Origin of the sequence: Streptomyces colwelliae (genome assembly GCF_048158785.1) — a bacterium.
In the GTDB taxonomy this organism is placed as follows: Bacteria; Actinomycetota; Actinomycetes; order Streptomycetales; family Streptomycetaceae; genus Streptomyces.
Window position 1 is genome coordinate 1 of record NZ_JBLTJC010000138.1, and the last position, 24971, is coordinate 24971.

Consider the following 24971-nt stretch of genomic DNA (forward strand, 5'->3'; position numbering starts at 1 on the left):
CATCAGCGGTGCAGGAGGAGGTCCATCAGCCGGTCGCGGTCGCGCAGCATCAACGTCAGGCGCTTGTACGGGCGGCGTCCGCGTCGGGTCAGCCCTGCTTGGCCTTGGAATCGGCCACCGGATCGAAAGCCCTGTCCGATCTTCGACCACACCGCGGCCCATCTCTACGACGAGCGCTGGATGTTCCACGGCCCGGCGTTCCAGGGAGTCACCGAACTCACCGCGATCGGCGACCGCCACGTGCGCGGCACGATCACCACACCCCCCGCCCCGGGCGCCCTGCTCGACAACGTGGGCCAGATCCTCGGCTACTGGATCATGGCGACCCGCACGGACCGCACCGTCGTCTTCCCGGTCGGCATGCGCGAGATGCGCTTCTACGGCCCCCATCCGCGCCCCGGGACCGAGGTGGAGTGCCTGGTGCGGATCACCTCGCTCACCGACACCGCGCTCGAAGCGGACGTACAGCTCACGGTCGACGGCGAGGTGTGGGCGGACCTCACCGGCTGGCAGGACCGGCGCTTCGACAACGACCCGCAGACCAGGCCCGTCGAGCGCTTCCCCGAGCGCAACACCCTCTCCGAGGCCCGCCCCGACGGCCGGACCCTGCTGAACGAGCGCTGGCCCGACCTCGCCTCGCGCGACCTGATCATGCGCAACTCCCTGAGCAGCGTGGAGCGTTCGCAGTACGCCGAGCATCCGCCGCGCGGGCGTCGGCAGTGGCTGCTGGGCCGGATCGCCGTGAAGGACGCGGTGCGGCAGTGGCTGTGGAGCCATGGCGAGGGGCCGGTCTATCCGGCGGAGATCCGGGTCCACAACGACGAGTCGGGCCGCCCGTACGTCACCGGTCTGCACGGCCGGACCCTGCCGCCGCTGGATGTCTCGCTGGCCCATCGCGCCGAGGCGGCGGTCGCGATCGTACGGCCGCATGTGCCCGGTCCCGGTCCCGGGATCGACATCGAGGAGGTCGTCGAACGCCCCGCCACCACCCTCACCACCGCTCTCGGTGAGGAGGAACTGGCGCTCCTGCGCGCCCGGTCGACGGCCACCGGCGAGTCCGAGGCGCTGTGGTTCGCCCGTTTCTGGGCGGCGAAGGAGGCGGTCGCCAAGGCGGAGGGCACCGGCTTCCGGGGACGGCCGCGCGACTTCACCGTCCTCCAAGTGGTCTCCGGATCACGGCTGTTGGTGTCGGGGCGGCTGGAACGCGCCTACACCGTGCACTACGAGGCGGCCGGCAATCCCCCCAATCTGCCGGACAGGACCTACGTCGTGGCCTGGACGACGGGACCCGCGCACGAAGAGGAGTACGACCGATGACCACCCCCACCACCGAGGACGCCGTCCTCGCCGACCTCACCGGCATGCTGACCGCGCTCCTGGAGGACGAGTACGGCGTCGACGACGTCGAGATCACCATGACGACGACCTTCAACCGCGACCTGGAGTTGGAGAGCATCGACCTGGTGACCCTGGCCGGGCTGCTCCAGGAGCACTACGGCACGAAGGTCAACTTCGCCGAGTTCCTGGCCGGGATGGAGTTCGACGAGATCATCGAACTCACCGTCGGCCGGCTCGTGGAGTACGTCGTGCAGAGCCTCAAGGCAGCCGAGGCGGGCTGAGCCATGGCGATGGTCGACACCGGTCAACTCCGGTTGCACGTACAGAGAATGAGCCCGCCCGACGGCCGCCCGGTCACCGCCACGGCGGTGCTCGTGCACGGTCTGCTCACCGACAGTCTGGCCAGCTACTACTTCACCATCGCGCCGCCGTTCGCGCTGGCCGGCGTCGACGTCGTCATGTACGACCTGCGCGGTCACGGCCGCAGCGGGCGCCCGGCCACCGGCTACACCCTCGACGACAACATCGACGACCTGGAGGCGCTGCTCGACCGCCTGGAGGTGACCGGCCCGGTCCATCTGGTCGGCAACTCCTACGGCGGGACGGTCGCGTTCGGCTACGCGGCCCGCCATCCGGAGCGGGCCGCGAGCGTCTCCCTCATCGAGTCGGAACCGGCGACCACGGCCTGGGCACCGAAGCTCGGCGCCATCCTGGACCGCGTGCTGCACCAGCTGGCGCACAACGAGGACGACGCGATCGCCTGGATCAGCGCGAACCGCGGCCACAACACCGCCCGCCTCGCGAAGGGCGCCGCCCGGCTGGCCCGGGAGACCTCCCTCTCCCAGGACATCCCCGCGAGCAGGGTGTTGACGGAGGATCAGATCCGCGCGGTGTACTGCCCGGTGCTCGGCGTCTACGGCGGCGACTCGGACCTCGCCCTGCTCGCACCGTGGCTGGAGTCCGTGCTGCCCGACTGCCGGACGGTCGTCGTCCCCGGCCACGAGCACTCGGTACTGGTCGAGGCGGCGGGCACGGTCGGCGGGCACATCCTCTCCCTGATCCAGGCGAGTGCGCCGGAGGCCGCCGAGGTGACGGCCCGGTGAGCCGTTTCCTGTTCGTCGTCCCGCCGTTGGTCGGCCACATCAACCCGGCGGTGGGCGTGGCGGCCGAACTGGCGTCACGGGGGCACGAGTTGGCGTGGGTCTGCGCCGACCCCGCTCTCGTACGGCGGCTCGCGGGCGAGTCGGCGCGCGTGTTCCCCTGTGCCGGACCGGTACCGGGTGAGGGCGAGGGCGTACGCCCGCCCGACATCCGTGGCCCCGAGGCCCTGAAGTTCCTGTGGGAGGGCTTTCTCGCGCCGCTCGCCGAGCAGATGGCGCCCGGAGTCGCCGCGGCCGTCGAGGAGTTCGAGCCCGACGCGGTCGTCGCCGACCAACAGGCCCTGGCCGGTGGCCTGGTGGCGGAACGGCTTGGCGTGCCGTGGGCGACCTCGGCCACCACCTCCGCCGAGTTCACGGACGTTCTCGCCGGCATGCCCAAAGTCGCCCTCTGGCTGGACGAGTTGCTGCACGGACTCCGCTCCGGGATCGGCGACCCGACGGGCACCGCCGACCCGCGTTTCTCCCCGCATCTGGTCCTGGCCTTCAGCACCCCGGAACTCGTCGGCCCCGAGGCGCGGCAGGGCGAGCAGATCCGCTGGGTCGGCCCGTCGATCGCGCCCCGCCCGGCCGCGCCGGACTTCCCCTGGGAGTGGCTGGACCCGGCCCGCTCCCTGGTCCTGGTCAGCCTCGGCACCGCGAACACCGATGTGGGCGCCCGTTTCCTCACCGAGTGCGTGACGGCGCTGCGGGCGCGAACGGACCGTGTGCAGGCGGTGATCGCGGACCCGGGTGGCGCGCTGGGCGCGTCGGACGAGCAGGACAAGGACATCCTCGTCCTGCCCTCCATTCCCCAACTCCCGCTCCTCGAAAGGGCGGACGCGGTCGTCTCGCACGCCGGGCACAACACGGTCTGCGAGGCGCTGTGGCACGGCGTCCCCCTCGTCGTGGCGCCGATCCGCGACGACCAGCCGGTGATCGCCGGGCAGGTCACCGGCGCGGGCGCGGGCATCCGCGTCCGCTTCGGCCGGGTCACCGCACCCAGACTGGGCGCGGCGATCGACGCCGTACTCCACGAACCCGACCACCGCGCCGCGGCCGACCGCATCCGTACGGCGTTCCGCGCGGCCGGAGGCACCCGCGCGGCGGCGACCCATCTGGAGCTGCTGGCCACCGGCGCGTCCCCCAAGGAGACCCCGTGAGCAACGAGGACGACCCCAGGCCGCCGAGCCGCGATGACCAGGTGGCAGCCCTACGGCCCACCTACCAGGCCGACTTGGCCGAGGGGCTGGACCGCTTCTTCGAACCCCGGCGCGAGACCTGCCCCTGGTGCGACTCGTCCCGGCTGAAGACCCGGCTGCGCACCAAGGACCTGATCCAGCACAAGCCGGGCGCATTCGTCCTGGACCAGTGCGAGGACTGCCGGCACACCTTCCAGAACCCCCGACTCAGCCCGGCCGGGCTGGAGTTCTACTACCGGGACTTCTACGACGGCCTGGGCGAGAAGCAGTTGGGCAACACCTTCGCGGCCCGTACCAAGATGTACGAGCAGCGCGCGGAGTCACTGCTCCCGCACTCGCCGACCCCCAAGAACTGGCTGGATGTCGGCACCGGCCACGGTCACTTCTGCGAGTCGGCGCGCACGGTGTATCCCGGCACCACCTTCGACGGCCTCGACTTCACGGACGGCGCCGAACTCGCCGAGCAGGCAGGGCGGGTCGAGCGCGGATACCGGGGCAGCTTCCCCGAACTGGCCCCGGGTCTCTCAGGCCACTACGACGTCGTCAGCATGTTCCACTACCTGGAGCACAGCACGGAGCCGGAGCGCGAACTGGCCGCCGCGCACCAGGCCGTGCGCCCCGGCGGCCACCTCCTGATCGAGGTCCCGGACCCCGACAGCCGCTACTCCCGGCTGCTGGGCCGCTGGTGGCTGCCCTGGCTCCAGCCCCAGCACCTGCACTTCATCCCGGTCGACAACCTGCGCCGCCGGCTCACCGACCTGGGCTTCACGGTCGTGGCGGAACAGCACGCGGAGCCCCACGACCCGGTCGATCTCCTGGCCGGCACCTGGCTGGCCCTGGACACGGCGGCGCCGCGCGACAACCTGCCGTGGCTGCCGAAACCCCCGACAGGACTGGCCCGTACGGGCCGCGCGGCGGTGCTGATCGCGGGGATCCCGGCGCTGATCCTGGGCACGCTCCTGGACCGGTTCGTCGTGAAGCGGCTGTCGCACCGGCTGGGGGTGTCGAACGCCTACCGGCTGGTGGCGCGGCGCGACTGAGCTGTCGCCCGCGCGGTCAGGACAGGCTCTCCAGCGCTCGGGCGACCGCGTCCGCCGTGATCCCGTCGGCCCGGTTGTCGAACACCAGCCGCCGGCCGTCCGCCCACCGGCACTCGTTGGCCTCGGCCGTCTTCCAGAACGTGTCCCAGTCTGCGAGCTTGGACAGGTCCCGGGCGCAGCCCCGGGCCCGGACGCGTTCGCGGGCGGTGTCCTTGTCCACCTGGACCTGGACGACGACCAACTCGACGTCGGACGGCCAGTCGTGACGGTATGTCACTTCGGCGAGGTAGTCCGGCTGGGAGAAGTACCGGCCGAACGGCGCGTCCAGGACGACCGGGCGCCCCAGCCGCAGATTGTCGGCGGCCAGGTCGAGGATGGTCGCGTATTCGAGGTCCATCACCACGGACTGGTAGTACGGGTTGAGGTCCCGCTCGTTCCGGTCCGTGCCGGCGAGGTCGAGGAGCGCCTCGGTGAGCCGGGTGCAGGCCGTGTCCTTGTCGATGTACGCGGCACCGCCCAGCTCGGCGATCAGCCGCGCCACGCCGGTCTTGCCCGACCCGGCGGGGCCGATCACGAAGTGGACCCGTGGAGCGGTGGTCATGCGCGGCGGTCCTTCACGAAGAAGAGGTACGACATTCCGCCGAGCAGCAGGAGTGCTCCGCCGACGAGGAAGACGTACGTGTAGTTGTTGCCGGTCGCGTCCAGGATCGCACCGGTGACGATGGGCGCCATCGCGGCGCCGAGGAAGCCGCCGAAGTTCTGGATCGCGCCCAGCGAGGCCACCTGGTGCGACTCGGCGATGTCGGAGGCCAGCGTCCACAGGCAGCCCATCGGGACCTGGGCGGCGAAGTAGCCGAGGGACAGCAGGGCGAGCGCGACCGGGGTGCTGTGGACGTACGCCACGGGGAGGACCGCGGCGGCCGCGAGTACGGCGCCGCCGACGATGGGGACCTTGCGGGAGACGACCGCGGAGTGGCCCCGGTGGATCAGCCGGCCGGAGAGCCAGCCGCCGAAGAGGACGCCGACGATGCCGCAGAGGTAGGGCAGCGAGGACAGCCAGCCGGTCTGCGAGAGGCTGAGGCCGCGGGAGGTCTGGAGGTAGCTGGGCAGCCAGGTCAGGTAGACCCACACCGTGTAGAAGATGCCGAACGCGCCGAGGATCATGAAGTAGGTGTTGCGCTGCCGGAACAGCGCGCCCCAACTCGCGGGTTTCGCCTGCTCGTTCGCGCGGGCCTGAGCCAGCTCCTCGCCCCGGATGACGGCCTGCTCGCGCAGCGTGGGGTCCCGGTACACGCGCAGCCAGACCAGCATGACGAGGATGCCGAGGGCGCCCACGGCGACGAACATGCCGCGCCACCCGAACGTCAGCAGCAGCCCGGTGAGGATGGGCGGGGCGATGGCGTTGGCGATCTGCGAGCCGGTGTTGACGATCGAGATCGGCAGGGCGCGCTCGTCCTTGTCGAACCAGCGCTCGTTGACCTTGAGGCTGGCCGTGAAGAACGGCGACTCGGCGACCCCGAGCGCGACCCGGGCCGCGTACAGCAGGCCGAAGGAGTGCGCGGCGGCCGTGACCATCGTCATCAGGGACCAGAGTCCGGCGGCCCAGGCGTACATCCGCTTGGGGCCGAAGCGGTCGACGAGGTAGCCGGCGGGGAGGTTGGCGATGGCGTACGGCCAGGAGAACGCGGCGAGCAGCAGTCCCATCTCGGTGGCGTTCAGGCCGAATTCACCGGCGATGGTCGTGTTGGCGACGCTCAGTGTGGCGCGGTCGAGGTAGTTGACGACCCCGCCGATCACCAGGAGGGCCACCAGGGCCCAGCGGATACGGATCGAGGCGCGGCGGGCGGTGTCGCCCAGGTCGAGGGATTCGGGGGTGAGGGACTGCTGAGCCATGGAGAGCTCCTCGGGGAACCACCGTGCGGGTGTTGGGGAGTCGGGGACGGGTGGTGCGGGGGCTGCGGGAACTGCCGTACGGGAAGCGGGAGTTACGCCCGCGCTCCCTCGATGGCTCGCAGCATCGTCGTAGCGGCATCGGTGACGTGTCGGTAATCGCCGTCGGCGCGGGCCGCCTTGGTGACGAAGCTGCCGACGCCGACCGCGACGACGCCGGCGTCGAACCATTCCTTGACGTTGTCTGCGGTGACGCCGCCCGCGGGCATGAGCGGGGCCTGCGGGAGCGGGGCGCGGACCGTGCGGACGTAGGCCGGGCCGCCGAACTCGGCAGGGAAGAGCTTCACGATGTCGGCGCCGGCCTGCATGGTGTCGACGATCTCGGTCGGGGTGTAGGCCCCGCTGACCGTGACGGCCTGGTAGCGGTTGGCGATGGTCAGCATCGCCGGGTTGAGGTTGGGGCTGACCAGCAGGCGGGCGCCCGCCGAGAGGCACTCGTACGCGGAGTGCTCGTCCAGGACAGTGCCGGCGCCGATCAGGATGCCGTCGTCGCCGTAGCGCTCGGAGAGCTTGTTGATGACGTCCAGCGCTCCGGGCACGGAGAGGGTGATCTCCAGGGCCCGGATGCCGCCCTCGATCGCCGCTTCCGAGACGGCGAGGGCTTCCTCGGCGCTCTCCAGGCGGACGATGAGCAGCGCGCCCGTACCGGTGATTGATTCCAGGGCGTTAAACTTTGTTACCATGAGAGCACACGTTAGAACATGAATTCACATGTTGTCACGCCCCTTGTCACACGAAGTTAGGCTGACCCCGGTCCGCCGCCATGGCACCCAGGCTTCGAGGAGACGCATTGAGCAGGGCACCCCTGATCCCCGAGCAACGTCATCAGGAGCTGCTGCGCCTGCTGAGGGGCAGCGGGGTGCTGAGCATCCACGACCTGACCGCGGCGCTGAACGTCTCGCACATGACGGTGCGCCGGGACATCACCGCGCTGGAGAAGAGCGGTCAGGTGGTCTCGGTGCAGGGCGGGGTCAGGCTCGCGGACTGGACGGGCCATGTGCCGCCCCGCGAGCGGGCGTCGCGCGCGGCGCTGGAGATGCCCCGCAAGCAGGCGATCGCCGGGCGGGCGGCGGAGCTCGTCGAGGACGGCATGGTGGTGTTCCTCGACGCGGGGACGACCTGTCAGTCGGTCGTGCCGTTCCTGGCCGGCCGCAAGGACCTCACCGTCGTGACGAACGACTTCCACGCCGTTCTCGCCCTGTGCGAACTGCCGTCCGTGCATACGGTTCACACCGGCGGCGAGGTCGACGTGTCGAGCGGTTCGAGCAGCGGGCCCCTCGCGGCCAGAACGGTCGGCGCGATCAATCTCGACCTCGCCTTCCTGAGCGCCGGGTCCTGGGACCTGGCCCACGGCATCACGAGCTTCTCGATGGACAAGGTGCTGCTCAAGCAGGCGGTCATGGAGGCGGCCGGCTCGGTGGCGCTGCTCGCCGACAGCACGAAGTGGGGCACGGTGGAGCGGTTCACCGTGACCGGGCTCGACCGGCTCGACACGGTCGTGACCGACGAGGGCCTGCCGTCGGCCGTGGCCGGCCGCATCGCGGAGGAGGGCCCGACGGTGCTCCGCACGGGCTGAATACCGCCGGCTGGCGGCCGAGTACCGGCTGGCCCCCATTGAATGAAGCATTCACCGCGTCTAGCATCACTCGGTGATTCCAGCAATTCCCGTCTGACTCTCGCTCGTTGACGGGCGACGTGACGACGACGAGCGGCCGCGGCCCGGTTCCGGGGGCTCCGGCCGCTCGTCCACAGGCGCCAACTCAGCTGGCAGTACGGCGAATTCGCCCCTCGTACCGCTTCTCCAGCTCCAGGTTGCCCTCGAAGCCGCCGGGCACATTGGCCGAGACGTACACCGGCGGGCGCTCCCCCGAGGCGAGCAGCTGGGCCGCCGCCTCCGCGACCGAGAGCTGTACGAGCATCGCGCCGGTGAGTGTGGACAGGGCGCACACCGCGCCGCCCGTGGGGAGTTCGAGGAGGGCGTCGCCGCGCGGGGCCGCGTTGTCGAGGACGACGTCGGCGAGGTCGGCGAGCTTCTTGCCGCTCGGGTGACCGGCAGGGACGGCGCGGGTGTGGGCGAGCGAGGTGATGGCCAGAAGCCGGTGGCCGCGCTCCTTCACACGCAGCGCCATCTCCACGATCACCTTGTTCACCCCGGAGTTGGAGATGATCACGAAGAGATCCGCGGGGCGGGGCGCCGCGAGGTCGTAGAGGCGCTCGGCGACCCCTGCCTGGCGTTCCAGCAGCGGGTCGTCGAGGACGCTCGGGGCGTCACCGCCGTAGAGGACGAGGTCGGCGATGCTCAGGCGGTTGGTGGGCACCAGACCCCCGGCTCTGCCCGCGAGTTCGAGGACCATGGCCTGGGAGTGGCCGGTGCCGAAGGCCTGGATGACGCCGTCCGTGCGGACGCACTCCGCGATCAGTTCGGCGGCTCTGGACACGGTGTCGCGGCTGGACTCGGTGATGTGCTGGAGGACGGCCAGGCTCTCGCGCGCGAAGGTCTCGGCGCTTACGGACTCGGCGGACACACGATTCTCCCCACCGGTGGATCAAACCACCTGTTCTTTCTAGATCAATGAATCAATAAATCACATGCGGTCCTGGTATTCAATCGATGGCCTCTGGGGTGGCTGATACCTTCTGCACATGCCCCCGACAGACGTCACCACCCTCATCCGCACCGAGCTGCCCCGGCTGGCCGGCTCACTGAGGAAGGTCGGCGAGCTGATCCTGGAGGATCCGGCCGCCGTCACCCACTGCTCGGCCGCCGAGCTGGGCCGCCGCACCGGCACCTCGCAGGCGACGGTGACCCGGTTCTGCCGGGCGGTCGGCCTCGACTCGTACCAGCATCTGCTGATCGAGCTGGCCCAGGAGCGCGGTCGCGGCGAGGTCTCCGACTGGGGCACCGCCGAGATCGGCCCGGACATCTCCCCGGACGACGATCTCGAACGGGTCGTGCAGGTCGTGGGCAGCGCGGACCTGCGCGCGGTGCAGCAGACCATCGACCGGATCGACCTCGACGCGGTGGAGCGCGCCGCCACGGCCGCCGCCCGCGCCCGGCGCATCGACGTCTACGGCACAGGCGGCAGCGGGGCCATCGCCCAGGAGACCGAGACGCGGCTGTTCCGCATCGGCTGCGCGGTGCGCGGCTGGACCGAGGTGCACGCCGCCGCCACCTCCGCCGCCCTGCTCACCCCGGCGGACGTAGCCATCGGCATCTCCCACTCCGGCTCCACCCGCGAGACCATCGAGCCCTTCGAACTCGCCAAGGAGCGCGGCGCCACCACGATCGCCCTCACCTCCGACCCGCGCTCCGCGCTCGCCCGCGCCGCCGACATCCGGCTCATCTCCTCGTCCTCGGCGACCAGCTTCCCCACCGGCATCATCGGCGCCCGCCACTCCGTCCTGGTCCTCATCGACTGCCTCTACGTCCGTATCGCGCAGCTCTCCTACCAGCGCGCGAGCGCCTCCCTGGCCCTCACCGACCACATCGCCGGGGAGCACGCCGTGAAGTCCCGCCGGGGCCGGTGATCCCAGCCGAGACCCGGCCGTGATCTCGGCCGAGTCTGCATGGATGAACCACCGAACTTACGCGGGGATGGTTGTTTGAATCATCTTCGCGGTGTCAGGATGGGCGCTCCGCCGAGCCTCTGGTAGGAGACCCATGCGCGTCACCGCTGCCCTGTCGACCGAGCTGTTCGTCGGCACCGCCGAGCATCCGCTCCAGGTGGTGGCCGCCGAGCTGACCCACGTCCCCGGCCGGCCGGTCCGCCTCACGGTCGAGGGCCCCGGCGTGCACGGCACCGCGGAGACCACCGTGGGCGAGGACGGCACCGCGCGCGTCGAGATACCCGTGACGGCGGACCTCGCGCCCGGCGAGCGGTGCGCGATCGAGGTGACGGCGGCCGACGGCGACCAACTGGCCGTTCTCACCGCCGAGTTCACGGCCGCGGAGCCCGGCTGGACCATGTTCATGGTCAGCCACTTCCACTACGACCCCGTCTGGTGGAACACCCAGGGCGCCTACACCGAGACCTGGGACGTCGCCGACGACCTCGCCTCCACCGGCCTCCCGGCCCGCACCTTCGACTCCCGCGGCCAGTCCGGCATGAGCCTCGTCCGCGCCCACTGCGACCTGGCCCGCCGCGACCCCGCGTACACCTTCGTGCTGGCCGAGGTCGACTACCTCAAGCCGTACTGGGACGCCTTCCCCGAAGAGCGGGCCTTCCTGCGGGAGTTGATCCGCACCGGCCGCGTCGAGATCATGGGCGGCACCTACAACGAGCCCAACACCAACCTCACCGGCGCCGAGGCGACCGTACGCAACGCCCTGTACGGGGACGGCTTCCAGCGCGGCATCCTGGGCGCCTCGCCCGAAACCGCCTGGCAGCTGGACGCGTTCGGGCACGACCCGCAGTTCCCCGGCCTGATGGCGGACGCGGGGGTGACCTCCAGTTCGTGGGCGCGGGGCCCGTTCCACCAGTGGGGGCCGACGCTGTCCGTGTTCGGCGAGGAGCCGCGCGACCCCCAACGCATGCAGTTCCCGGCCGAGTTCAGCTGGATCGCCCCCTCCGGCCGCGGGCTGCTCACGGCCTACATGGTCAACCACTACGGCGCCGGCTGGGCGATCGACAACGCGCCCACGCTCCCGGAGGCCGAGGCGGCCGCGCTCAAGCTGTTCCGAGGGCTGAAGAAGGTCGCACTCACCCGCAACGTCCTGCTCCCGGTCGGCGGCGACTACGCGCCCCCGTGCCGCTGGGTGATGGACATCCACCGCGACTGGAACGCCCGTTACGTCTGGCCGCGCTTCGTCAGCGCGATCCCCCGCGACTTCTTCGCCGCCGTCCGCGCCGAGTTGGCCGAGGAGGGCCGCAAGGCGTCCCCGCAGACCCGGGACATGAACCCGGTCTACACCGGCAAGGACGTCTCCTACATCGACACCAAACAGGCCCAGCGCTACGGCGAGACGCTCCTCGCCGACGCCGAGGCCTGGGCGACGCTCGCCTCGCTCGTCGCCCAACACCCGTACCCGGACGCGGCGTTGGACAAGGCCTGGCGGCAGCTGATCTACGGCGCCCACCACGACGCCATCACCGGCTCCGAGTCGGACCAGGTGTACATCGACCTGATGACCGGCTGGCGCGAGCTGTACGACCTGGCCGAGACGGTGCACGCCGACGCGACGGACGCCCTGGCGGGGAAGGTCGCTCAACTTCCGGGCTCCACTGACGACTTGGTCGTGTTCAACGCGGCGACCTGGGAGCGCCGGGACGTCCTGACCGTCGACGACCCGGGCCGCGTCCCGCTGGACGACACCGGCCTGCCGCTGCCCGCCGTACGCGAGGACGGCCAACTCCGCGTCGTCGTACCGGACGTACCCGGCATGGGCCTCAAGGCCCTCCCGCTCGCCGAGGGTTCGGTACCCGAGTGGACGCCCGGCGAGGGCCTCACCATCCGCAACGAGTTCTACGAGCTGACGGTCGACCCCGCGCGGGGCGGCGGCGTCAGCAGCCTGCGCGAACTGGCCGAGGACGGCCGGGAGTTGCTGCGCGCCGGCGACATCGGCAACGAACTCGTCGTACAGGAGGAGTACGCGCGGCACCCGCGCTTCGGCGAGGGACCGTGGCACCTCACACCCACCGGAACCACCGCCGCGCGCAGCCGGGACGTCACCGCCGACATCGATGTCCGGCACTCCCCCGCCGGATCGCGGATCACCGTCACCGCCGACCTCGGACTCTTCCGGTACACGCAGCGGCTGACGCTGTGGGCGGGAGTCCCGCGCCTCGACGTGACGACGACCGTCGACGGGTACGACGGCGCCGACCGGCTGATCCGGGTGCGCTGGCCGTCCGACGTGACCGGCGGACTGCCGGTGCACGAGGTGGCGGACGCGGTGATCGGGCGCGGGTTCGGGTTCGTGGAGGTGGACAGCGAGGAGTTCCCGTGGACGCTCGACAATCCGGCGAACACGTGGTTCGGGCTCGGGTCCACCGCGCGGGTCGCGGTGCGGGACGAGTCGGGGCGGCTGCTCGGCCACCGGTCGATCGGTGTCGCCGAACTCGTCTACGCCGACTGGGACGAGGCCGGTGAACTCGGTGCCCCGCTCGCGGCCGCCCTGGTCCGCGCCGGGGTCACCGCGACCTCGACGATCGCCGGCGGTCCGCGCTACGGCGACCTCGAAGTCGACTCCAATCTCCCCGACTTCCGGATCGCCGTGGGCGCTCCCGAGCGCAACTCCGTGGTCGCCGAGGCCCTCGGCTGGGACCCGGCCGCCGGGCGTGAGCTGCGCCGGCAACTGGCCGAGCGGGGCGTGGCGACGGTGTGGGTCGCGCCGCGTGCCGGGCTGCGCGAGGAGTGGGTGCCCGGGGCCGATCTGCGCGACCTCGAACGGCTGCCGCTGCTCGTGGTGGCGGGCGCCCGTCCCGAGGACGACGCCAAGGCGGTGGACGCGCTGATCGCCGACCTCGACGACGCGGTCCTCACGGCCACGGCGGCGGGCGGCTGCGAGGCCCTGCCGCCGGGGGACGCCTGGGACGGCCGTAGCTTCGCCGTGCTCAACCGGGGCACGCCCGGCTGTGTCGTCACCTCCTCCGGCGACCTCTACATGTCCCTCATGCGCTCCTGCACCGGCTGGCCCTCCGGCATCTGGGTCGACCCGCCCCGCCGTACGGCACCGGACGGCTCCGCCTTCCAACTCCAGCGCTGGACCCACGAGTTCGAGTACGCGGTGGTCGCGGGCGCCGGTGACTGGCGCGAGGCGCGACTCCCGCAGGCCGGGCATGAGTTCAACCACCCCTTCACGGCCCGCGTACGGACCTCGGCCCAACAGGGCGTCCTGCCGAGGAGGTTCGCACTGCTGGGGCTCGATCCCGCCGGCGAGGTCGTGCTCGACGCCCTCAAGCCGCTCGGTTCCCCGCTGGCCCGGGGCAGCGCGGTGCCGGTCGATCCGGGGCGCGGTGTCGTCGTACGGATGCACGAGGTGAACGGCCGGCCCGTGCGGGCCCGGATACGCGGCCCGCACGACTGGACCGAGGGCGCTCGGTCCGACGTACTGGAGGCGCCCGGTGAGCGGTTGACGCCAGAGCGGGACGGCGGGCTCGCCGTCGACCTGACCGGCTTCGAGGTCGCGACGGTGCTGGCGACCACCGCCGCCGAGACCTCAACCGGGCCCGGAATCGGGGCACATGAGCCCGCCCAGCCGGTCCACACCCGCTACTGGCTCCACAACTCCGGCCCCGCGCCTCGGGGGAACATGCCGGTGTCGGTGTATCTCTCCCCCGGCACCCTCACCGTGTCGGGACCCGTCACCGCGACCGTCCGGGTCGGTTCGGAACTCACCGACGCTCCGGTGTCGGGCACGGTGCGGGTCGAGGTCCCGCCCGGCTGGACCGCCGAACCCGCCGAACTGCCGTACGCGTTGGGCCCCGGCGGGTTCACGCTGGCCGAGGTGACCGTGACACCACCGCCGGAACCGGAACCCGGCCGGCACTGGCTCGCGGCCCGGCTGTCGTACGGCGGGCAGACGTACGAGGACGTCGTGGCGCTTGATGTGGCGGACGGGCAGTACGGCCCAACTCTCGTGTCCACGCTGGGAGTCGAGCGGATCAGCGTGCGGACCGGCGAACGCGTCCAGGTCCCCGTGACCGTCCGCAACACCACCCGTGGGCCCATCAACGGCACCCTCTGGGCCGTCTCCTCGTGGGGCACCTGGTCCGGGGTCGGGCCGGGCTGCCAGGGGTTCACGGTCGCCGGGGGCGCGGAGCGGGAGTGCCTCATCGAGGTGGACGGCTCGGCCGTGCCGCCGGGGTCGTACTGGCTGCTGGCGAAGGTCGCCTGGCACGGGTGTGTCGCCTACACGGAGGCCGTCGAGCTGGAGGTGACGCCGTGACGGAGCACGCGGCGGTGGTGCGCGGCAGGACCGTTCCAAAGAGACGGGTGGACGCGCTGCTGGCGGCCGTACCGGCGCGGGATCGGGAGAGCACCCGACCCGAGGCGCTCGCGCGGGCCGAGCGGCAGCGACGGCGGTGGGCGACCCAGGTGGTGGTCATCGACGAGCTGGCCCAACGGGCTTGTGCGGAGCGGGGGTTGAAGCCTCCCGCAGAGGTGTCGCCGGACCGGGTGCTCGCCGTCGCCGAGTCCGATGTCGCGGATCTCGGCAGCATCGTCGCGGCGGCACTCGCGCACTCCCCGGCCGCCCGGCTGCTGCTGGCCGAGCTGGAGGGCGAGCAGGAGGTCGCGGAAGGGGCCGTACGGGACTACTACGACCGGAACCGGGACCGCTTCCTCACCGCGGAGGCGCTGCGGCGCGGTGTGGACCCGTTCGGCGGTGCGACATCGGACGACTTCCTGCCGTACGGGCAGGCCCGCGAAGGTGTCGCGCGGGAGTTGCGGCGGGCCGCGGGACGGCGGGCCTTCTTCGGCTGGTTGGACCAGGCCAAGGCCGGAGTCGTGTATGCCGTGGGCCATGAGCACCCCGGCGATCCGGCGCACCCGGACCACGAGCACCGGCACTGATCCCGCCCGGAACCTAAAAGCAACACGAGAACCATTGACCTCCGATGAATTCTGGTCCACCTTTTCATCAATCGGGGTCGAAGTTGGTTAATTGAACCAGCGGTTGGCTGGTGCTCAGGAGGGCAGCGATGCGCACAGGAAGACTGACCGGATCGATGGTGGGGATCATCGTCCTGACCCTGACGGCCGCCGGCTGCGGGCTGTCCGGCGGTTCGGGCGACAGCGACTCCACCGCGGGCGGCTGCAAGGTCGACAAGGGCAACGTGGGGTCCGGGAAGCTCACCGGCGAGGTGAAGGGCGACATCACCTTCCAGACGACCAACTTGAAGAAGGACTTCGGGAGTTTCTTCAACGGGGTCATCAAGTCCTTCGAGAAGGCGCACCCCGGCACGTCGGTGAAGTGGATCGACGATCCGGGCGACAGCACCTTCACCCAGCGCAACGTGGCCGACGCCCAGGCCTGCACGCTGCCGGACGTCATCAACCTCAACGCCGAGACGGCGACGGCTCTCACGAAGGCCGGGTATCTGCTCAATCTCGGCGTGAAGGACCCCGACGCCGGCAAGCCGTTCGTCCCCGCGTTCTGGAAGTCCAGCACCTTCAAGGACAGTTCGGGCTCCGCGCTGCACACCGTGCTCCCCTGGTACACCGGCGGCATCGTCCTGACGTACAACACCGACCTGTTGAAGAAAGCCGGGATCGACCCCGCGAAGCCGCCGACGACGATCTTCGGGCTCTTCGCCGACTACGAGAAGATCGCCAAGTCCGCCAAGGGCAAGTACTACGCGACGATGGCCAACCCGATCTGGCGCATCCCGGCGGACTTCGACCAGATGAACATCAAGACCCTCTCCAGCGACGGCAAGTCGGCCGTGTTCGCCGACGATCCGCGCACCACCCAGTGGGTCGCCTGGATGGCGAAGCTGTACAAGGAGGGCGCGATGCCGAAGGACTCGCTGTCCTCCAGCAACGACCCGTCCACGCCGTACACGCAGGGCAAGGTCGCCTACGGCTCGACCAACCCGAGCTATGTGCGGTTCGTGAAGCAGAACAGCCCCTCGATCTACGCCAAGACGGCGGTCGGGCAGCAGCCCTACGACGCGCTCGGCCACACCACCGGCGCCCCGCAGTACGTCTCGGTCGCCGCCACCAGCAAGCACGCCCCCGTGGCACTGGCGTTCGCGGAGTACCTCACCGACGCCGAGAACCAGACGGCCTGGGCCAAGGACCCGGACGTGGTGATCTTCCCGACGACGACCACCTCGCTCAACGACCCGTTCTTCCAAGACGTGAGCGGCAGCGACCAGTTCGCACAGGCCCGCAAGCTCGTCGCCGACCAGCTCAAGACGACGACGGCCTACCAGACCGTCCTCTCGCCGGCCGTGCAGACCGCGATCGTGTCCCAGGTGCAGCTGGCCATGCAGGGCAAGAAGAGCGCGGCGCAGGCCGTGAAGGACGCCCAGGCGAAGGCCAACGAGCTGCTGAAGCAGGCTGGTTGACGGTGGCGACACAGACCGTGAAGCCGGTGTCCGTGCCCGGTGCGGAGGCCGTCGCCTCCGCACCGGGCACGACCCGCATACGTAGGATCGCCCGAGCTGTTCTCCCCGGCCCCGCGCCCGGCGCCAACGGGGCCTCGTTGTACCGCCGTTGGTGGCTGCCCTGGCTGTGGACCGCGCCCGCGATCGTCTGCGCGGCGGTGTTCGGGGTGTTCCCGTTCCTCAACACGCTGCTGCTGTCCTTCACGGACGCCAAGCCGCTCGGCGGTGCCGCGAGCTTCGTCGGGGTCTCCAACTACACCCGGATGCTGGGTGATGCGGACTTCTGGCTGGCGACCCGCAACAGCGTCCTGTACGCGGTGATCGTCGTCCCCCTGATGGTGCTGCTGCCCCTCCTGCTGGCCGTCCTGGTGGAGAAGAACCTCCCCGGCATCGGCTTCTTCCGCTCCGCCTTCTACACGCCGGTGCTCGCCTCCAGCGTGGTCGTCGGCCTGAGCTGGCAGTGGCTCCTCGCGGACGACGGACTGGTCAACACCTGGCTGGAGAAAGCCCACTTGATCCGGTCGGCGATCCCCTTCCTCTCCGACTCGTGGCTGATCCTGCTGTCCGCGATGGGCCTCACCCTGTGGAAGGGCCTCGGCTGGTACATGGTCTTCTACCTGGCCGCCCTCGGGAACGTGCCCAAGGAACTGCACGAGGCCGCCTCCATGGACGGCGCCGGTGCCGCCCGCCGCTTCTGGCACATCACCGTGCCCGGCGTACGGCAGGCGATGATGCTGGTCGGCACCCTCACCGGCATCGGTTCGCTCCGCGTGTTCACCGAGATCTACATGCTCGGCAGCTCCACCGGCGGCCCCGGCGGCGCCGACCGCACGCTGCCCTTCTACATCCGGGACGTCGGCCTGGACCCCATCACCGGAAACGCGGGCTACGGCTCGGCGGTGAGCGTGGCGCTGTTCGTCCTGACCCTGGGACTGACCCTGCTGGCGCAGCGCCTCACGAAGGAGGACGAGTCATGACGACGACCGCAGTGCGGCCCAAGTCCCGCCGCCTGACGCCCCGTTGGCGTGACTACGGCCGCCCCCGCGAACTCCTCGTCCGCTACCTGCTGTTGCTCCTGGTCCTCGGCCTCACCGTAGGCCCCCTCATCTGGCAGTTCCTGGCGTCCCTCAAGGGCACCGGCGAGGACGTCTTCGGCGCGAACGCCTCCCTGCTGCCCCACCACCCGACCCTGCACGCCTACCGCGAGGTCTTCAGCCAGGTCCCGGTGGCGACGTACATCAAGAACAGCCTGATCGTGGTCGCGCTGTCGGTCGGCAGCCAGCTCCTCTTCTCCACGACAGCCGGCTACATGCTCTCCAAGCCCGCCTGGAAGGGCCGGAAGGCGGTCTGGATCCTCCTCGTCGCCTCCATGATGTTCCCCTTCGAGTCGATCATGGTGTCGCTGTTCCTGAGCATCCGCGACCTGGGCCTGGTCGACAGCGTGGTCGGCGTGTGGCTGCCCGGGTTCGTCGGCGCGATCAACGTCCTGCTGATGCGCGGCGCGTTCCTCGCGGTACCGCGCGAGATCGAGGACTCGGGGATGCTGGACGGCGCGAGCGAGTGGCAGCGGTTCCGCTACCTCTATCTCCCGTCCGCGTGGGGCGCGATCATGGTGGTCACCATCAACACCTTCATCAGCGCCTGGGACGACTTCCTCTGGCCCCTGATCGTGCTCCGCTCCGAGGACCACATGACCCTGACGCTGGGCCTGTCCCGGCTACAGAGTTCGTCGTTCGGCTACGACCAGCGCGTGGTGATGGCCGGTTCGGTGATCTCCGTGGTCCCGGTACTGGTCCTGTTCGTCATCACCCAACGCTGGTTCTACAAGGGCGTGTCGGCGGGAGCCGTCAAACTCTGAGCGGTCAGGCTTTGAGCCGTCAGTCTTCGAGCCGTACGACGACGGGCTCGACGCCGAGCGCGGCCCGAGCGGACTGGGCGACCCGAACCTCCACGGCACCGACCTGCTCCAACCGGTCGGTGCCGAAGGGGATTTCGACCCTACGGCTCTCCCCCGGGCCCAACTCGACGCCCTGGAAGGCGTGCAGTTCGAGCGTGCGCGGCCACACCGGGGTGAGCAGCCGCCGGATGTACACCTGGACGACCGAACGCCCGTGCCGCTTCCCGGTGTTGGTGACGTCGACCTCGATCACGTCCCCCGCGAGGCGCGGCGGACCGTACGCGAAGCTCGTGTACGGCAGCCCGTGTCCGAAGGAGTAGCGCGGCTCGGCGTCGCCGTCCACGTAGCCGCCGTACTCGGTGTCCTTGTGGTTGTAGTAGACGGGGAGTTGGGCCACCGAGCGGGGGACGGACACGGGCAGGCGGCCAATCGGTTCGGCCCTGCCGAGCAGTACCTCCGCGATGGCCTCGCCGCCCCATGGGCCGGGGTACCAGGCGGTGAGCAGGGCGCCGGGCCGATCGGGGACGACGTGCGGGCGGCCCTGGATCAGGACGACCGCGGTGGGGGTGCCGGTGGCGGTGACCGCGTCCAGGAGGGCGAGTTGGGCCCGGCCCGGGCTCAGGCCCGCGAGGTCGACGCCCTCGCCGCACGTCATCTCCGAAACGGCGTTCCGCGCGGCCCCGTTGGCGTCGAAGTCCGTGTCGGGGGTACGGGCGCTGCTGCCGCCCAGCACCAGCACGGCCAGGTCGGACGCGGCGGCCGCGGCGACCGCCTCGGGGATGCCGGAGAGGTCGTCGCCGGTGAGGGCACAGCCGGGGGCGTGGCGGATGTCGGTGCCGGGCGGGGCGAGTCGCCGTAGGCCTTCGAGGACGCTGACACCGGAAGTCTGTGGTGCCGTGTAGTCGCCCAACTGGTGGGCGTAGGTGGCGGATTGGGGGCCGATGACCGCGATGCGGGAGGCGGTCGCCGGGACGGGCAGGATATCGCCGTCGTTGCGCAGGAGGGTGATCGCGGCTCGGGCGAGGGCCGTGCTCAGCTCTCTGCCCTGCCGCGGGGACGGGAACTCGGCTGTGCTGTAAGGCCGTTCGAAGAGGCCGAGACGGAACTTCAGACTGAGTACGCGCGCCACGGCGGTGTCGATGGCCTCCTCGGTCACCAGTCCCCGCTCGACGGCCTCTTCCAGATGGGTGAAGCCCTCATCCCACAGGCTGAGGTCGACACCGGCGTCGAGCGCGCGGGCGCCCGCCGAGACCTTGTCGCCGGTGATGCGGGCCAGCCGGTCCACGGCGAGGCCGTCGGCCATGACGAGGCCCTCGAAACCCCAGTCCTTGCGCAGGAGTTGGGTCAGCAGGGCGCGGTTGCCGGAGCAGGGCAGGCCGTCGACCTCGTTGTACGCCGACATGAGGGCGGCGGCACCCGCGCGGACTCCGGCGCGGGCGGCGGGGAGGTGGATCTCGTGGAGTTCACGGAGGCCGAGTTCCGACTCGGCGGAGTTGCGGCCGCCGACCGTGGCGCCCTGGCCGGCGAAGTGCTTGAGGACGACGGGGGCCTTGTCGGCAGCGAAGCCGGTGCTCGTGTCGCCCTGCATGCCTCTGACGAGCGCCTCGGTGAGGCGGGCGGCGAGGTGCGGATCCTCGCCGAAGCACTCCTCCGTACGGCCCCAGCGCGGGTCGCGGGCGATGTCCAGGGCGGAGACGAGGGCGACATGGCCGCCACGGGCCCGGAGTTCGGCGGCTGCGTGGGCGGCGGCCCGCTCGTACAGGCCGGGGTCCCAGGTGGCGCCGACGGCCAGGTTGACCGGAAGGACGGTGCCGTCCAGTGCCATGTGGCCGTGCGGCACCTCCTCCACGAACAGCGCCGGGATGCCGAGCCTGCTGCTCGCGACGACATGGCGTTGCACCAACTCGGCCAGGGCGGCGCTGTCTTGGGCGCCGGGGCCGTTGGTGTGGTCGACGCCGGACCAGGCGTCGGCGCGGAACAGGCCGTAGAGCGCGCCGAGTCCGGCGAAGCGGTCGGTCTCGGCGCGCAGGGCGTCGGTCAACTCGTACCCCTGAGGGGTGCGGCGGTAGGCGTCCCAGCCGTACATCCGCTGGTTGAGCTGGCCGACCTTCTCGCGCAGGGTCATGCGGGCGAGGAGGTCGGAAACCCGGGCGCCTACAGGGGCGTTGGGGTCGCGGTAGACGGGGTTGGTGGTGTCGGTCATCGGGTGTCACCGCCGTACGCGAAGCGTGCGAGGGCGACCGCGCCCCGGCTGCCGTCCGGTACCCAGTCGAGGGTCAGGCCGAGGGTGTGGAGGCGGGCGGTGAGGGGTGCCGTCAGGGGGCCTCCGGGGCCGAGCAGGCCGCCGGTGGCGACGATCCGTTCACCCGGGCCCGGCTCCAACGCCCTTACCGTGTCGGCCAGTTGGTCGGCCGCCTCGTCGAGAAGCACCTCCGCCACCGCGTCCTTCTCCCCCGCCGCCTCGACCACCAGGGGGGCGAACCGGGCGAGGCGGATGGGGAGTTCGGCCATCACGGCGGGGAGTACGTGCATGCGGTAGGCCTCGCGGTGGGCGCGGGACCAGTCGCCGTCGGCGGGCAGTACCTCGTCCGGCACCCCGAGCGCCTGTCCGACCGACGCGGCCAGCACGGTCGTAGGGCCCCGCCCGTCCGCCATGCGCAGGGCCGCCCGTACCGCGCTCCGGCCGATCCAGAAGCCGCTGCCGTCGTCGCCGAGGAGCCAGCCGTCGCCGTCCACGGTGGCCGTGGAGCGGCGGTCGGTGATGCGCAGGGCGACCGCGCCGGTGCCGGCGACCAGGGCGAGGCCGTCCGCCGGGGTGCCGGGGGCGGAGGCGAAGGCCGCCTCGATGTCGCTACAGATGCGGATCCGGTCGGCCGGGATGCCCAGGCGCTCCAGTGCCGCCGTGAGGGCGGCGCGGGCGTTGACGTGTCCCGGCTCCTCGGTGGAGGCCGCCGTGGCGCCCGCGAAACCGCCGGACACGGCGACCACGCGGGCGCGCGCCCGCTCCGGGACGGCCTGCCCGATCGCCTCGGCCAGGTGGTCGGTGAGGCGCGGCACGGGGACGGTCAGGGCGTTGCCGGGCCCGGCCGCGCCCTCGCCGAGGGGGCGGCCGTCCTCGGCGGCGGCGAGGACGGCACGGGTACGGGTGCCGCCGGCGTCGAGGCCGACGACGAGACCGTCCACCGGATCGCCCGCTTCGCTTTCGAGATCCTGGTTCAAATCATTGCTCATCACTGACTATGGTGGTTGATACATTCGCCCAGAACAAGAGCAAGCAGGGCAAGAAGCAAGACCGGACCTGGGGAGGATCCCATTCCTACGCTCCGCTTCGGCGTCAACTACACGCCGCGCCGCGGCTGGTTCCACTCCTGGCACGACTTCGACCCGGCGCACGCCCGCGAGGATCTGGCCCAGATAGCCGGCCTCGGCCTGGACCACGTCCGGATCTTCCACCTCTGGCCGCTGCTCCAGCCGAACCGCACGCTGATCCGCAGGACGGCCGTGGACCAGCTGGTGCACCTGGTCGACCTGGCGGGCGAGGCGGGCCTCGACGTCCTCGTGGACGGCGTCCAGGGCCATCTGTCGAGCTTCGACTTCTACCCGGAGTGGACCCGCAGCTGGCACCACCGCAACGTCTTCACCGACCCGGAGACCATCACGGCCCAGGCGGAGCTGATGCGCACGCTGGGCCGCGCCCTCGCCGACCGCCCGAACCTGATCGGCCTCCAACTCGGCAACGAGCTCAACAACTTGGTGGAGCACAACCCGGTGACGCCGGCCGAGGTGGACCACTATCTCGACACCCTGCTGGCCGCCGCGCGCGAGCACCTGCCGCCGGACCGCCTGGTCACGCACTCCGCGTACGACGCCGCCTGGTACGGCGACGACCACCCGTTCACCCCGAAGGCCTCGGCCCGCAAGGGCGATCTGACCACCGTCCACCCGTGGGTGTTCTCCGGCGACTGCGCCCGCCGCTACGGTCCGCGCTCCCCGCAGGTGCTCCATCTCGCGGAGTACGGAACGGAGTTGGCCAAGGCGTACGCCACCGACCCGGCCCGGCCCGTCTGGGTCCAGGAGACCGGCGCGCCCGAACCGCACATCCCGGCGGCCGACGCCCCGGAGTTCGCGCGCGCGACCGTGCGCAACGCGGCCGAGTGCGCGGGGCTGTGGGGCGTGACCTGGTGGTGCTCGCACGACGTGGACCGCTCGCTCGCCGACTACCCCGAACTCGAGTACACGCTGGGCCTGTTCGACTCGGCCGGCCGCGCCAAGCCGATCGCCGGGGCCTTCGCCGAGGCGATCGCGGAGCCGCACACGGTCCAACTCCGCGACACCGCGCTGGTGTTGGACTGCACCCCGGCCACCCGCTCGGTGTCCGGACCGGGAGGCGCGTACTTCGAGGAGTGGATGCGGCTGCGCACGGAGGGACTCCGCCCGGCGGTGGTGCTGGCCGAACGGGCCGAGGACCAGGGGTACTTGGCGGCGCGGGGCATCAAGAAGGTCGTACACCCGCGGTGAAGGTCAACTGCCTGTCAGCACCTCCGCGACCGCCCGCAGGTTGACCCGCCCCCGCCCGTAGGAGCAGAGGGTGCCGCCCTCCGGCAGTCCGGTGTCAACCAGTACGGCGTCGGGTCGCCGGGCCGTGAGCGTGTCGCGCAGCCGGGTCTGCCAGGGGTGCAGGCCGGCGTCGGAGGTGGCGACGACCAGCGGGGCGCCCTCGCGCAGGATCCCGTCGACGAGGGCGGCGGGGTCGGCCGGTTCCGCGTTGAGCGCGGTGCCGGTGGCCGTGGGGTCGATCGCGCGGAGTTCGGTGAGGAGGTCCTCGCCGCCCCAGTTCAGGGCGGGGTGCGGGGCCGGGAACAGGTCGACGACGTGGGCACCGCGCAGCGGCGGCGGCAGGGTCCCGGTGCGCACGGCGCGGCGGGCCGCCTCCAGGCCGGCGTCCGGGTCCCAGGCGGCGACCGTCCGGCGCGGGGTCGCGTACCGCTCGGCGAGCCGCCGCACCCGCCCGGCCGCCTCCCACACCCGCTCCTCGGGCAGCACATGCGAGTGCAGCGCGTCGAGCACGGCGTCCCGGCAGGACAGGGTGACGTCCAAGTCCGGTACGGCGACGATGACTTGGTCCGCTCCCGCGGCGAGGGCGATCCGGGCCCCGGCCGCCTCGCCGTACGCGTCGGCGATCGCCTTCATCTCCAGCGCGTCGCTCACCAGGACGCCGTCGAAGCCGAGTTCGAGGCGGAGCAGGTCGCCGAGTATGCGGCGGCTCAGGGTGGCGGGGCGGTTGGCGTCCAGGGCCGGGAAGACGACGTGGGCGCTCATCAGCATCGGCACGCCCGCCGCGATGGACGCGCGGAACGGTTCGAGGTCGACGAGGAGTTCGTCGTGGGGCCGCGGGTCGATCGCCATGCCGTGGTGGCTGTCGGTGATCGTGCCGCCGTGGCCGGGGAAGTGCTTGGCGCAGGAGGCGATGCCGCGGACGTCGGTGGCGGTGATCCAGGCGCGCAGATGGCGGGTGGCGAGGTCGGGGTCGGCGCCGAAGGAGCGGGTGCGCACGATCGGGTTGCGCGGCTGGTGCTGGAGGTCGGCGACCGGGGCGTACGAGGCGGTGATGCCGAGCGTGGCGAGGTGCCCGGCGAGCGCGTCGGCGCAACGGGCGGTCAGCGCCGGGTCGTCGACGACGCCGAGGGCGTAGGAGCCGGGGACGTCCGGGGCGCCGGCGCTCACCAGGTGGCCGATTCCGCCGCCTTCGTTGTCGATGGCGACGAGCAGGTCGGGCCGGACGGCGCGGAGTTCGTCGGTGAGGCGGCGCACCTGCTCGGCGTCGCGCACGTTGCGGGTGAACAGGATGACCCCGCCGAGACCCCGGTCGATGAGCCGCTTGAGCGTGTCCGGCACGGTCGTCGTGCCGTCGAACCCGGCGACCAGACAGCTGTGGGCCGCCTCGTCGAGGTCGACGGGCAGGGCGGTGACGGCGGCGGACGTACGCTCGGCGTGGGTCATAATGGAATTGAAATGGCTCGCTCAACCTAAAGTCAACAAACCGATGGATTGTTGATTCAGGCAATGATCTGGAGTGGCGTGGGGCCGTCGCGGGGATGACACAGGGGACTGGCCCAGTGCCGACACAGGTGATGCGGGTGTGCGTTCACTCGCGCCACACCCGTACCGCACCCCCGCGACAACCGTGCCATTCACGCCATGTATGCCGTCCGCGTCGCCCGACCGTCCGCGCGCCTTCCGCTTCCGGACACCGCGACGTCATACCGGAGGGGAACGTTTCGCCTCGTGTCCCGGTTTCGTGATTCTCCTCGCGTCCGTCGAGTGTTACGTGCGGGCGGGGCGCGGACCCAGACGGG

The 24971-nt window shown here is 71.3% G+C and carries 19 protein-coding genes and 1 pseudogene; 13 read left to right on the forward strand and 7 right to left on the reverse strand.

Annotated elements, in window-relative coordinates; all coding sequences use genetic code 11:
• Positions 1-87 precede the first annotated feature (87 nt).
• The 5 genes and pseudogenes from ACNFOC_RS26705 to ACNFOC_RS26725 form a co-directional block, all read left to right on the forward strand.
• A pseudogene (locus ACNFOC_RS26705) lies at positions 88-1317 on the forward strand (4'-phosphopantetheinyl transferase superfamily protein); the annotation flags it as partial.
• Positions 1314-1619, forward strand: a complete 306-nt coding sequence (locus ACNFOC_RS26710; RefSeq protein WP_416961623.1) for an acyl carrier protein — start codon at positions 1314-1316, stop codon at positions 1617-1619. The pseudogene ACNFOC_RS26705 and the gene ACNFOC_RS26710, both read left to right, overlap by 4 nt.
• 3 nt (positions 1620-1622) lie before the next feature.
• On the forward strand, positions 1623-2441 hold the full coding sequence (locus ACNFOC_RS26715; RefSeq protein WP_416961624.1) for an alpha/beta fold hydrolase: 819 nt from the start codon (positions 1623-1625) through the stop codon (positions 2439-2441).
• Positions 2438-3637, forward strand: a complete 1200-nt coding sequence (locus ACNFOC_RS26720) for a glycosyltransferase (RefSeq protein WP_416961625.1) — start codon at positions 2438-2440, stop codon at positions 3635-3637. The genes ACNFOC_RS26715 and ACNFOC_RS26720 overlap by 4 nt, the downstream gene beginning before the upstream one ends.
• A complete protein-coding gene (locus tag ACNFOC_RS26725) occupies positions 3634-4716 on the forward strand; it encodes a class I SAM-dependent methyltransferase (RefSeq protein ID WP_416961626.1) in 1083 nt (360 codons plus the stop codon). Before ACNFOC_RS26720 ends, ACNFOC_RS26725 begins: the two co-directional genes overlap by 4 nt.
• Before the next feature lie 16 nt (positions 4717-4732).
• Here the strand turns inward: ACNFOC_RS26725 and ACNFOC_RS26730 are convergent, their stop codons facing one another.
• The 3 genes from ACNFOC_RS26730 to ACNFOC_RS26740 form a co-directional block, all read right to left on the reverse strand.
• Positions 4733-5317 carry a P-loop nucleotide/nucleoside kinase family protein gene (locus tag ACNFOC_RS26730; protein ID WP_416961628.1) on the reverse strand — a complete coding sequence of 195 codons (585 nt, stop codon included), beginning with the start codon at positions 5315-5317 and terminating at the stop codon, positions 4733-4735.
• Positions 5314-6609 carry an MFS transporter gene (locus tag ACNFOC_RS26735; protein WP_416961629.1) on the reverse strand — a complete coding sequence of 432 codons (1296 nt, stop codon included), beginning with the start codon at positions 6607-6609 and terminating at the stop codon, positions 5314-5316. The genes ACNFOC_RS26730 and ACNFOC_RS26735 overlap by 4 nt, the downstream gene beginning before the upstream one ends.
• 92 nt (positions 6610-6701) lie before the next feature.
• On the reverse strand, positions 6702-7349 hold the full coding sequence (locus tag ACNFOC_RS26740) for a bifunctional 4-hydroxy-2-oxoglutarate aldolase/2-dehydro-3-deoxy-phosphogluconate aldolase (protein WP_416961630.1): 648 nt from the start codon (positions 7347-7349) through the stop codon (positions 6702-6704).
• Between the two features lie 107 nt (positions 7350-7456).
• Here ACNFOC_RS26740 and ACNFOC_RS26745 point away from each other — a divergent pair, with 107 nt between their 5' ends.
• Positions 7457-8242, forward strand: coding sequence for a DeoR/GlpR family DNA-binding transcription regulator (locus ACNFOC_RS26745; protein WP_416961632.1), 786 nt, complete (start codon positions 7457-7459; stop codon positions 8240-8242).
• Positions 8243-8426: 184 nt separating this feature from the next.
• On the opposite strand, the gene ACNFOC_RS26750 is transcribed toward ACNFOC_RS26745, so the two are convergent.
• Positions 8427-9191, reverse strand: coding sequence for a sugar isomerase domain-containing protein (locus ACNFOC_RS26750; protein ID WP_416961633.1), 765 nt, complete (start codon positions 9189-9191; stop codon positions 8427-8429).
• Positions 9192-9309: 118 nt separating this feature from the next.
• Between ACNFOC_RS26750 and ACNFOC_RS26755 the strand changes: the two genes are divergently transcribed.
• The 6 genes from ACNFOC_RS26755 to ACNFOC_RS26780 all read left to right on the forward strand — a co-directional run bounded on the left by ACNFOC_RS26755 (position 9310) and on the right by ACNFOC_RS26780 (position 18576).
• Positions 9310-10194 carry a MurR/RpiR family transcriptional regulator gene (locus ACNFOC_RS26755; protein ID WP_416961634.1) on the forward strand — a complete coding sequence of 295 codons (885 nt, stop codon included), beginning with the start codon at positions 9310-9312 and terminating at the stop codon, positions 10192-10194.
• Positions 10195-10327: 133 nt separating this feature from the next.
• Positions 10328-14554: a glycoside hydrolase family 38 N-terminal domain-containing protein gene (locus ACNFOC_RS26760; RefSeq protein WP_416961635.1), complete on the forward strand. Its 4227-nt coding sequence runs from the start codon at positions 10328-10330 to the stop codon at positions 14552-14554.
• Complete coding sequence (locus tag ACNFOC_RS26765) at positions 14551-15180, forward strand: peptidyl-prolyl cis-trans isomerase (protein ID WP_416961636.1); 630 nt, start codon at positions 14551-14553, stop codon at positions 15178-15180. The genes ACNFOC_RS26760 and ACNFOC_RS26765 overlap by 4 nt, the downstream gene beginning before the upstream one ends.
• Before the next feature lie 128 nt (positions 15181-15308).
• Positions 15309-16679, forward strand: coding sequence for an extracellular solute-binding protein (locus ACNFOC_RS26770; protein WP_416961637.1), 1371 nt, complete (start codon positions 15309-15311; stop codon positions 16677-16679).
• 2 nt (positions 16680-16681) lie between these two features.
• Entirely contained in the window at positions 16682-17695 is a 1014-nt protein-coding gene (locus tag ACNFOC_RS26775) for a carbohydrate ABC transporter permease (protein WP_416961638.1), read from the forward strand.
• Positions 17692-18576 (forward strand): carbohydrate ABC transporter permease, encoded by an 885-nt coding sequence (locus ACNFOC_RS26780; protein ID WP_416961640.1) that lies wholly within the window; start codon positions 17692-17694, stop codon positions 18574-18576. The genes ACNFOC_RS26775 and ACNFOC_RS26780 overlap by 4 nt, the downstream gene beginning before the upstream one ends.
• Before the next feature lie 19 nt (positions 18577-18595).
• On the opposite strand, the gene ACNFOC_RS26785 is transcribed toward ACNFOC_RS26780, so the two are convergent.
• Both ACNFOC_RS26785 and ACNFOC_RS26790 read right to left on the reverse strand, forming a co-directional pair.
• Positions 18596-20818 carry a glycoside hydrolase family 3 N-terminal domain-containing protein gene (locus tag ACNFOC_RS26785; RefSeq protein WP_416961642.1) on the reverse strand — a complete coding sequence of 741 codons (2223 nt, stop codon included), beginning with the start codon at positions 20816-20818 and terminating at the stop codon, positions 18596-18598.
• On the reverse strand, positions 20815-21846 hold the full coding sequence (locus ACNFOC_RS26790) for an N-acetylglucosamine kinase (RefSeq protein WP_416961643.1): 1032 nt from the start codon (positions 21844-21846) through the stop codon (positions 20815-20817). The genes ACNFOC_RS26785 and ACNFOC_RS26790 overlap by 4 nt, the downstream gene beginning before the upstream one ends.
• 18 nt (positions 21847-21864) lie before the next feature.
• Between ACNFOC_RS26790 and ACNFOC_RS26795 the strand changes: the two genes are divergently transcribed.
• The gene (locus tag ACNFOC_RS26795) at positions 21865-23133 is read left to right on the forward strand and encodes a glycoside hydrolase 5 family protein (protein WP_416961645.1); all 1269 of its coding nucleotides are present in this window, start codon (positions 21865-21867) and stop codon (positions 23131-23133) included.
• Between the two features lie 3 nt (positions 23134-23136).
• Here ACNFOC_RS26795 and ACNFOC_RS26800 read toward each other — a convergent pair whose 3' ends face one another.
• The gene (locus ACNFOC_RS26800; RefSeq protein WP_416961644.1) at positions 23137-24615 is read right to left on the reverse strand and encodes a glycoside hydrolase family 3 N-terminal domain-containing protein; all 1479 of its coding nucleotides are present in this window, start codon (positions 24613-24615) and stop codon (positions 23137-23139) included.
• Positions 24616-24971: the final 356 nt, after the last annotated feature.

What these genes read in the sequence shown, in the direction of transcription:
- ACNFOC_RS26710 (WP_416961623.1), top strand. Translation starts at nt 1,314, where the DNA reads ATGACCACCCCCACCACCGAGGACGCCGTCCTCGCCGACCTCACCGGC.
- ACNFOC_RS26715 (WP_416961624.1), top strand. Translation starts at nt 1,623, where the DNA reads ATGGCGATGGTCGACACCGGTCAACTCCGGTTGCACGTACAGAGAATG.
- ACNFOC_RS26730 (WP_416961628.1), bottom strand. Translation starts at nt 5,317, where the DNA reads ATGACCACCGCTCCACGGGTCCACTTCGTGATCGGCCCCGCCGGGTCG.
- ACNFOC_RS26735 (WP_416961629.1), bottom strand. Translation starts at nt 6,609, where the DNA reads ATGGCTCAGCAGTCCCTCACCCCCGAATCCCTCGACCTGGGCGACACC.
- ACNFOC_RS26740 (WP_416961630.1), bottom strand. Translation starts at nt 7,349, where the DNA reads ATGGTAACAAAGTTTAACGCCCTGGAATCAATCACCGGTACGGGCGCG.
- ACNFOC_RS26755 (WP_416961634.1), top strand. Translation starts at nt 9,310, where the DNA reads ATGCCCCCGACAGACGTCACCACCCTCATCCGCACCGAGCTGCCCCGG.
- ACNFOC_RS26760 (WP_416961635.1), top strand. Translation starts at nt 10,328, where the DNA reads ATGCGCGTCACCGCTGCCCTGTCGACCGAGCTGTTCGTCGGCACCGCC.
- ACNFOC_RS26770 (WP_416961637.1), top strand. Translation starts at nt 15,309, where the DNA reads ATGCGCACAGGAAGACTGACCGGATCGATGGTGGGGATCATCGTCCTG.
- ACNFOC_RS26780 (WP_416961640.1), top strand. Translation starts at nt 17,692, where the DNA reads ATGACGACGACCGCAGTGCGGCCCAAGTCCCGCCGCCTGACGCCCCGT.
- ACNFOC_RS26785 (WP_416961642.1), bottom strand. Translation starts at nt 20,818, where the DNA reads ATGACCGACACCACCAACCCCGTCTACCGCGACCCCAACGCCCCTGTA.
- ACNFOC_RS26790 (WP_416961643.1), bottom strand. Translation starts at nt 21,846, where the DNA reads ATGAGCAATGATTTGAACCAGGATCTCGAAAGCGAAGCGGGCGATCCG.
- ACNFOC_RS26800 (WP_416961644.1), bottom strand. Translation starts at nt 24,615, where the DNA reads ATGACCCACGCCGAGCGTACGTCCGCCGCCGTCACCGCCCTGCCCGTC.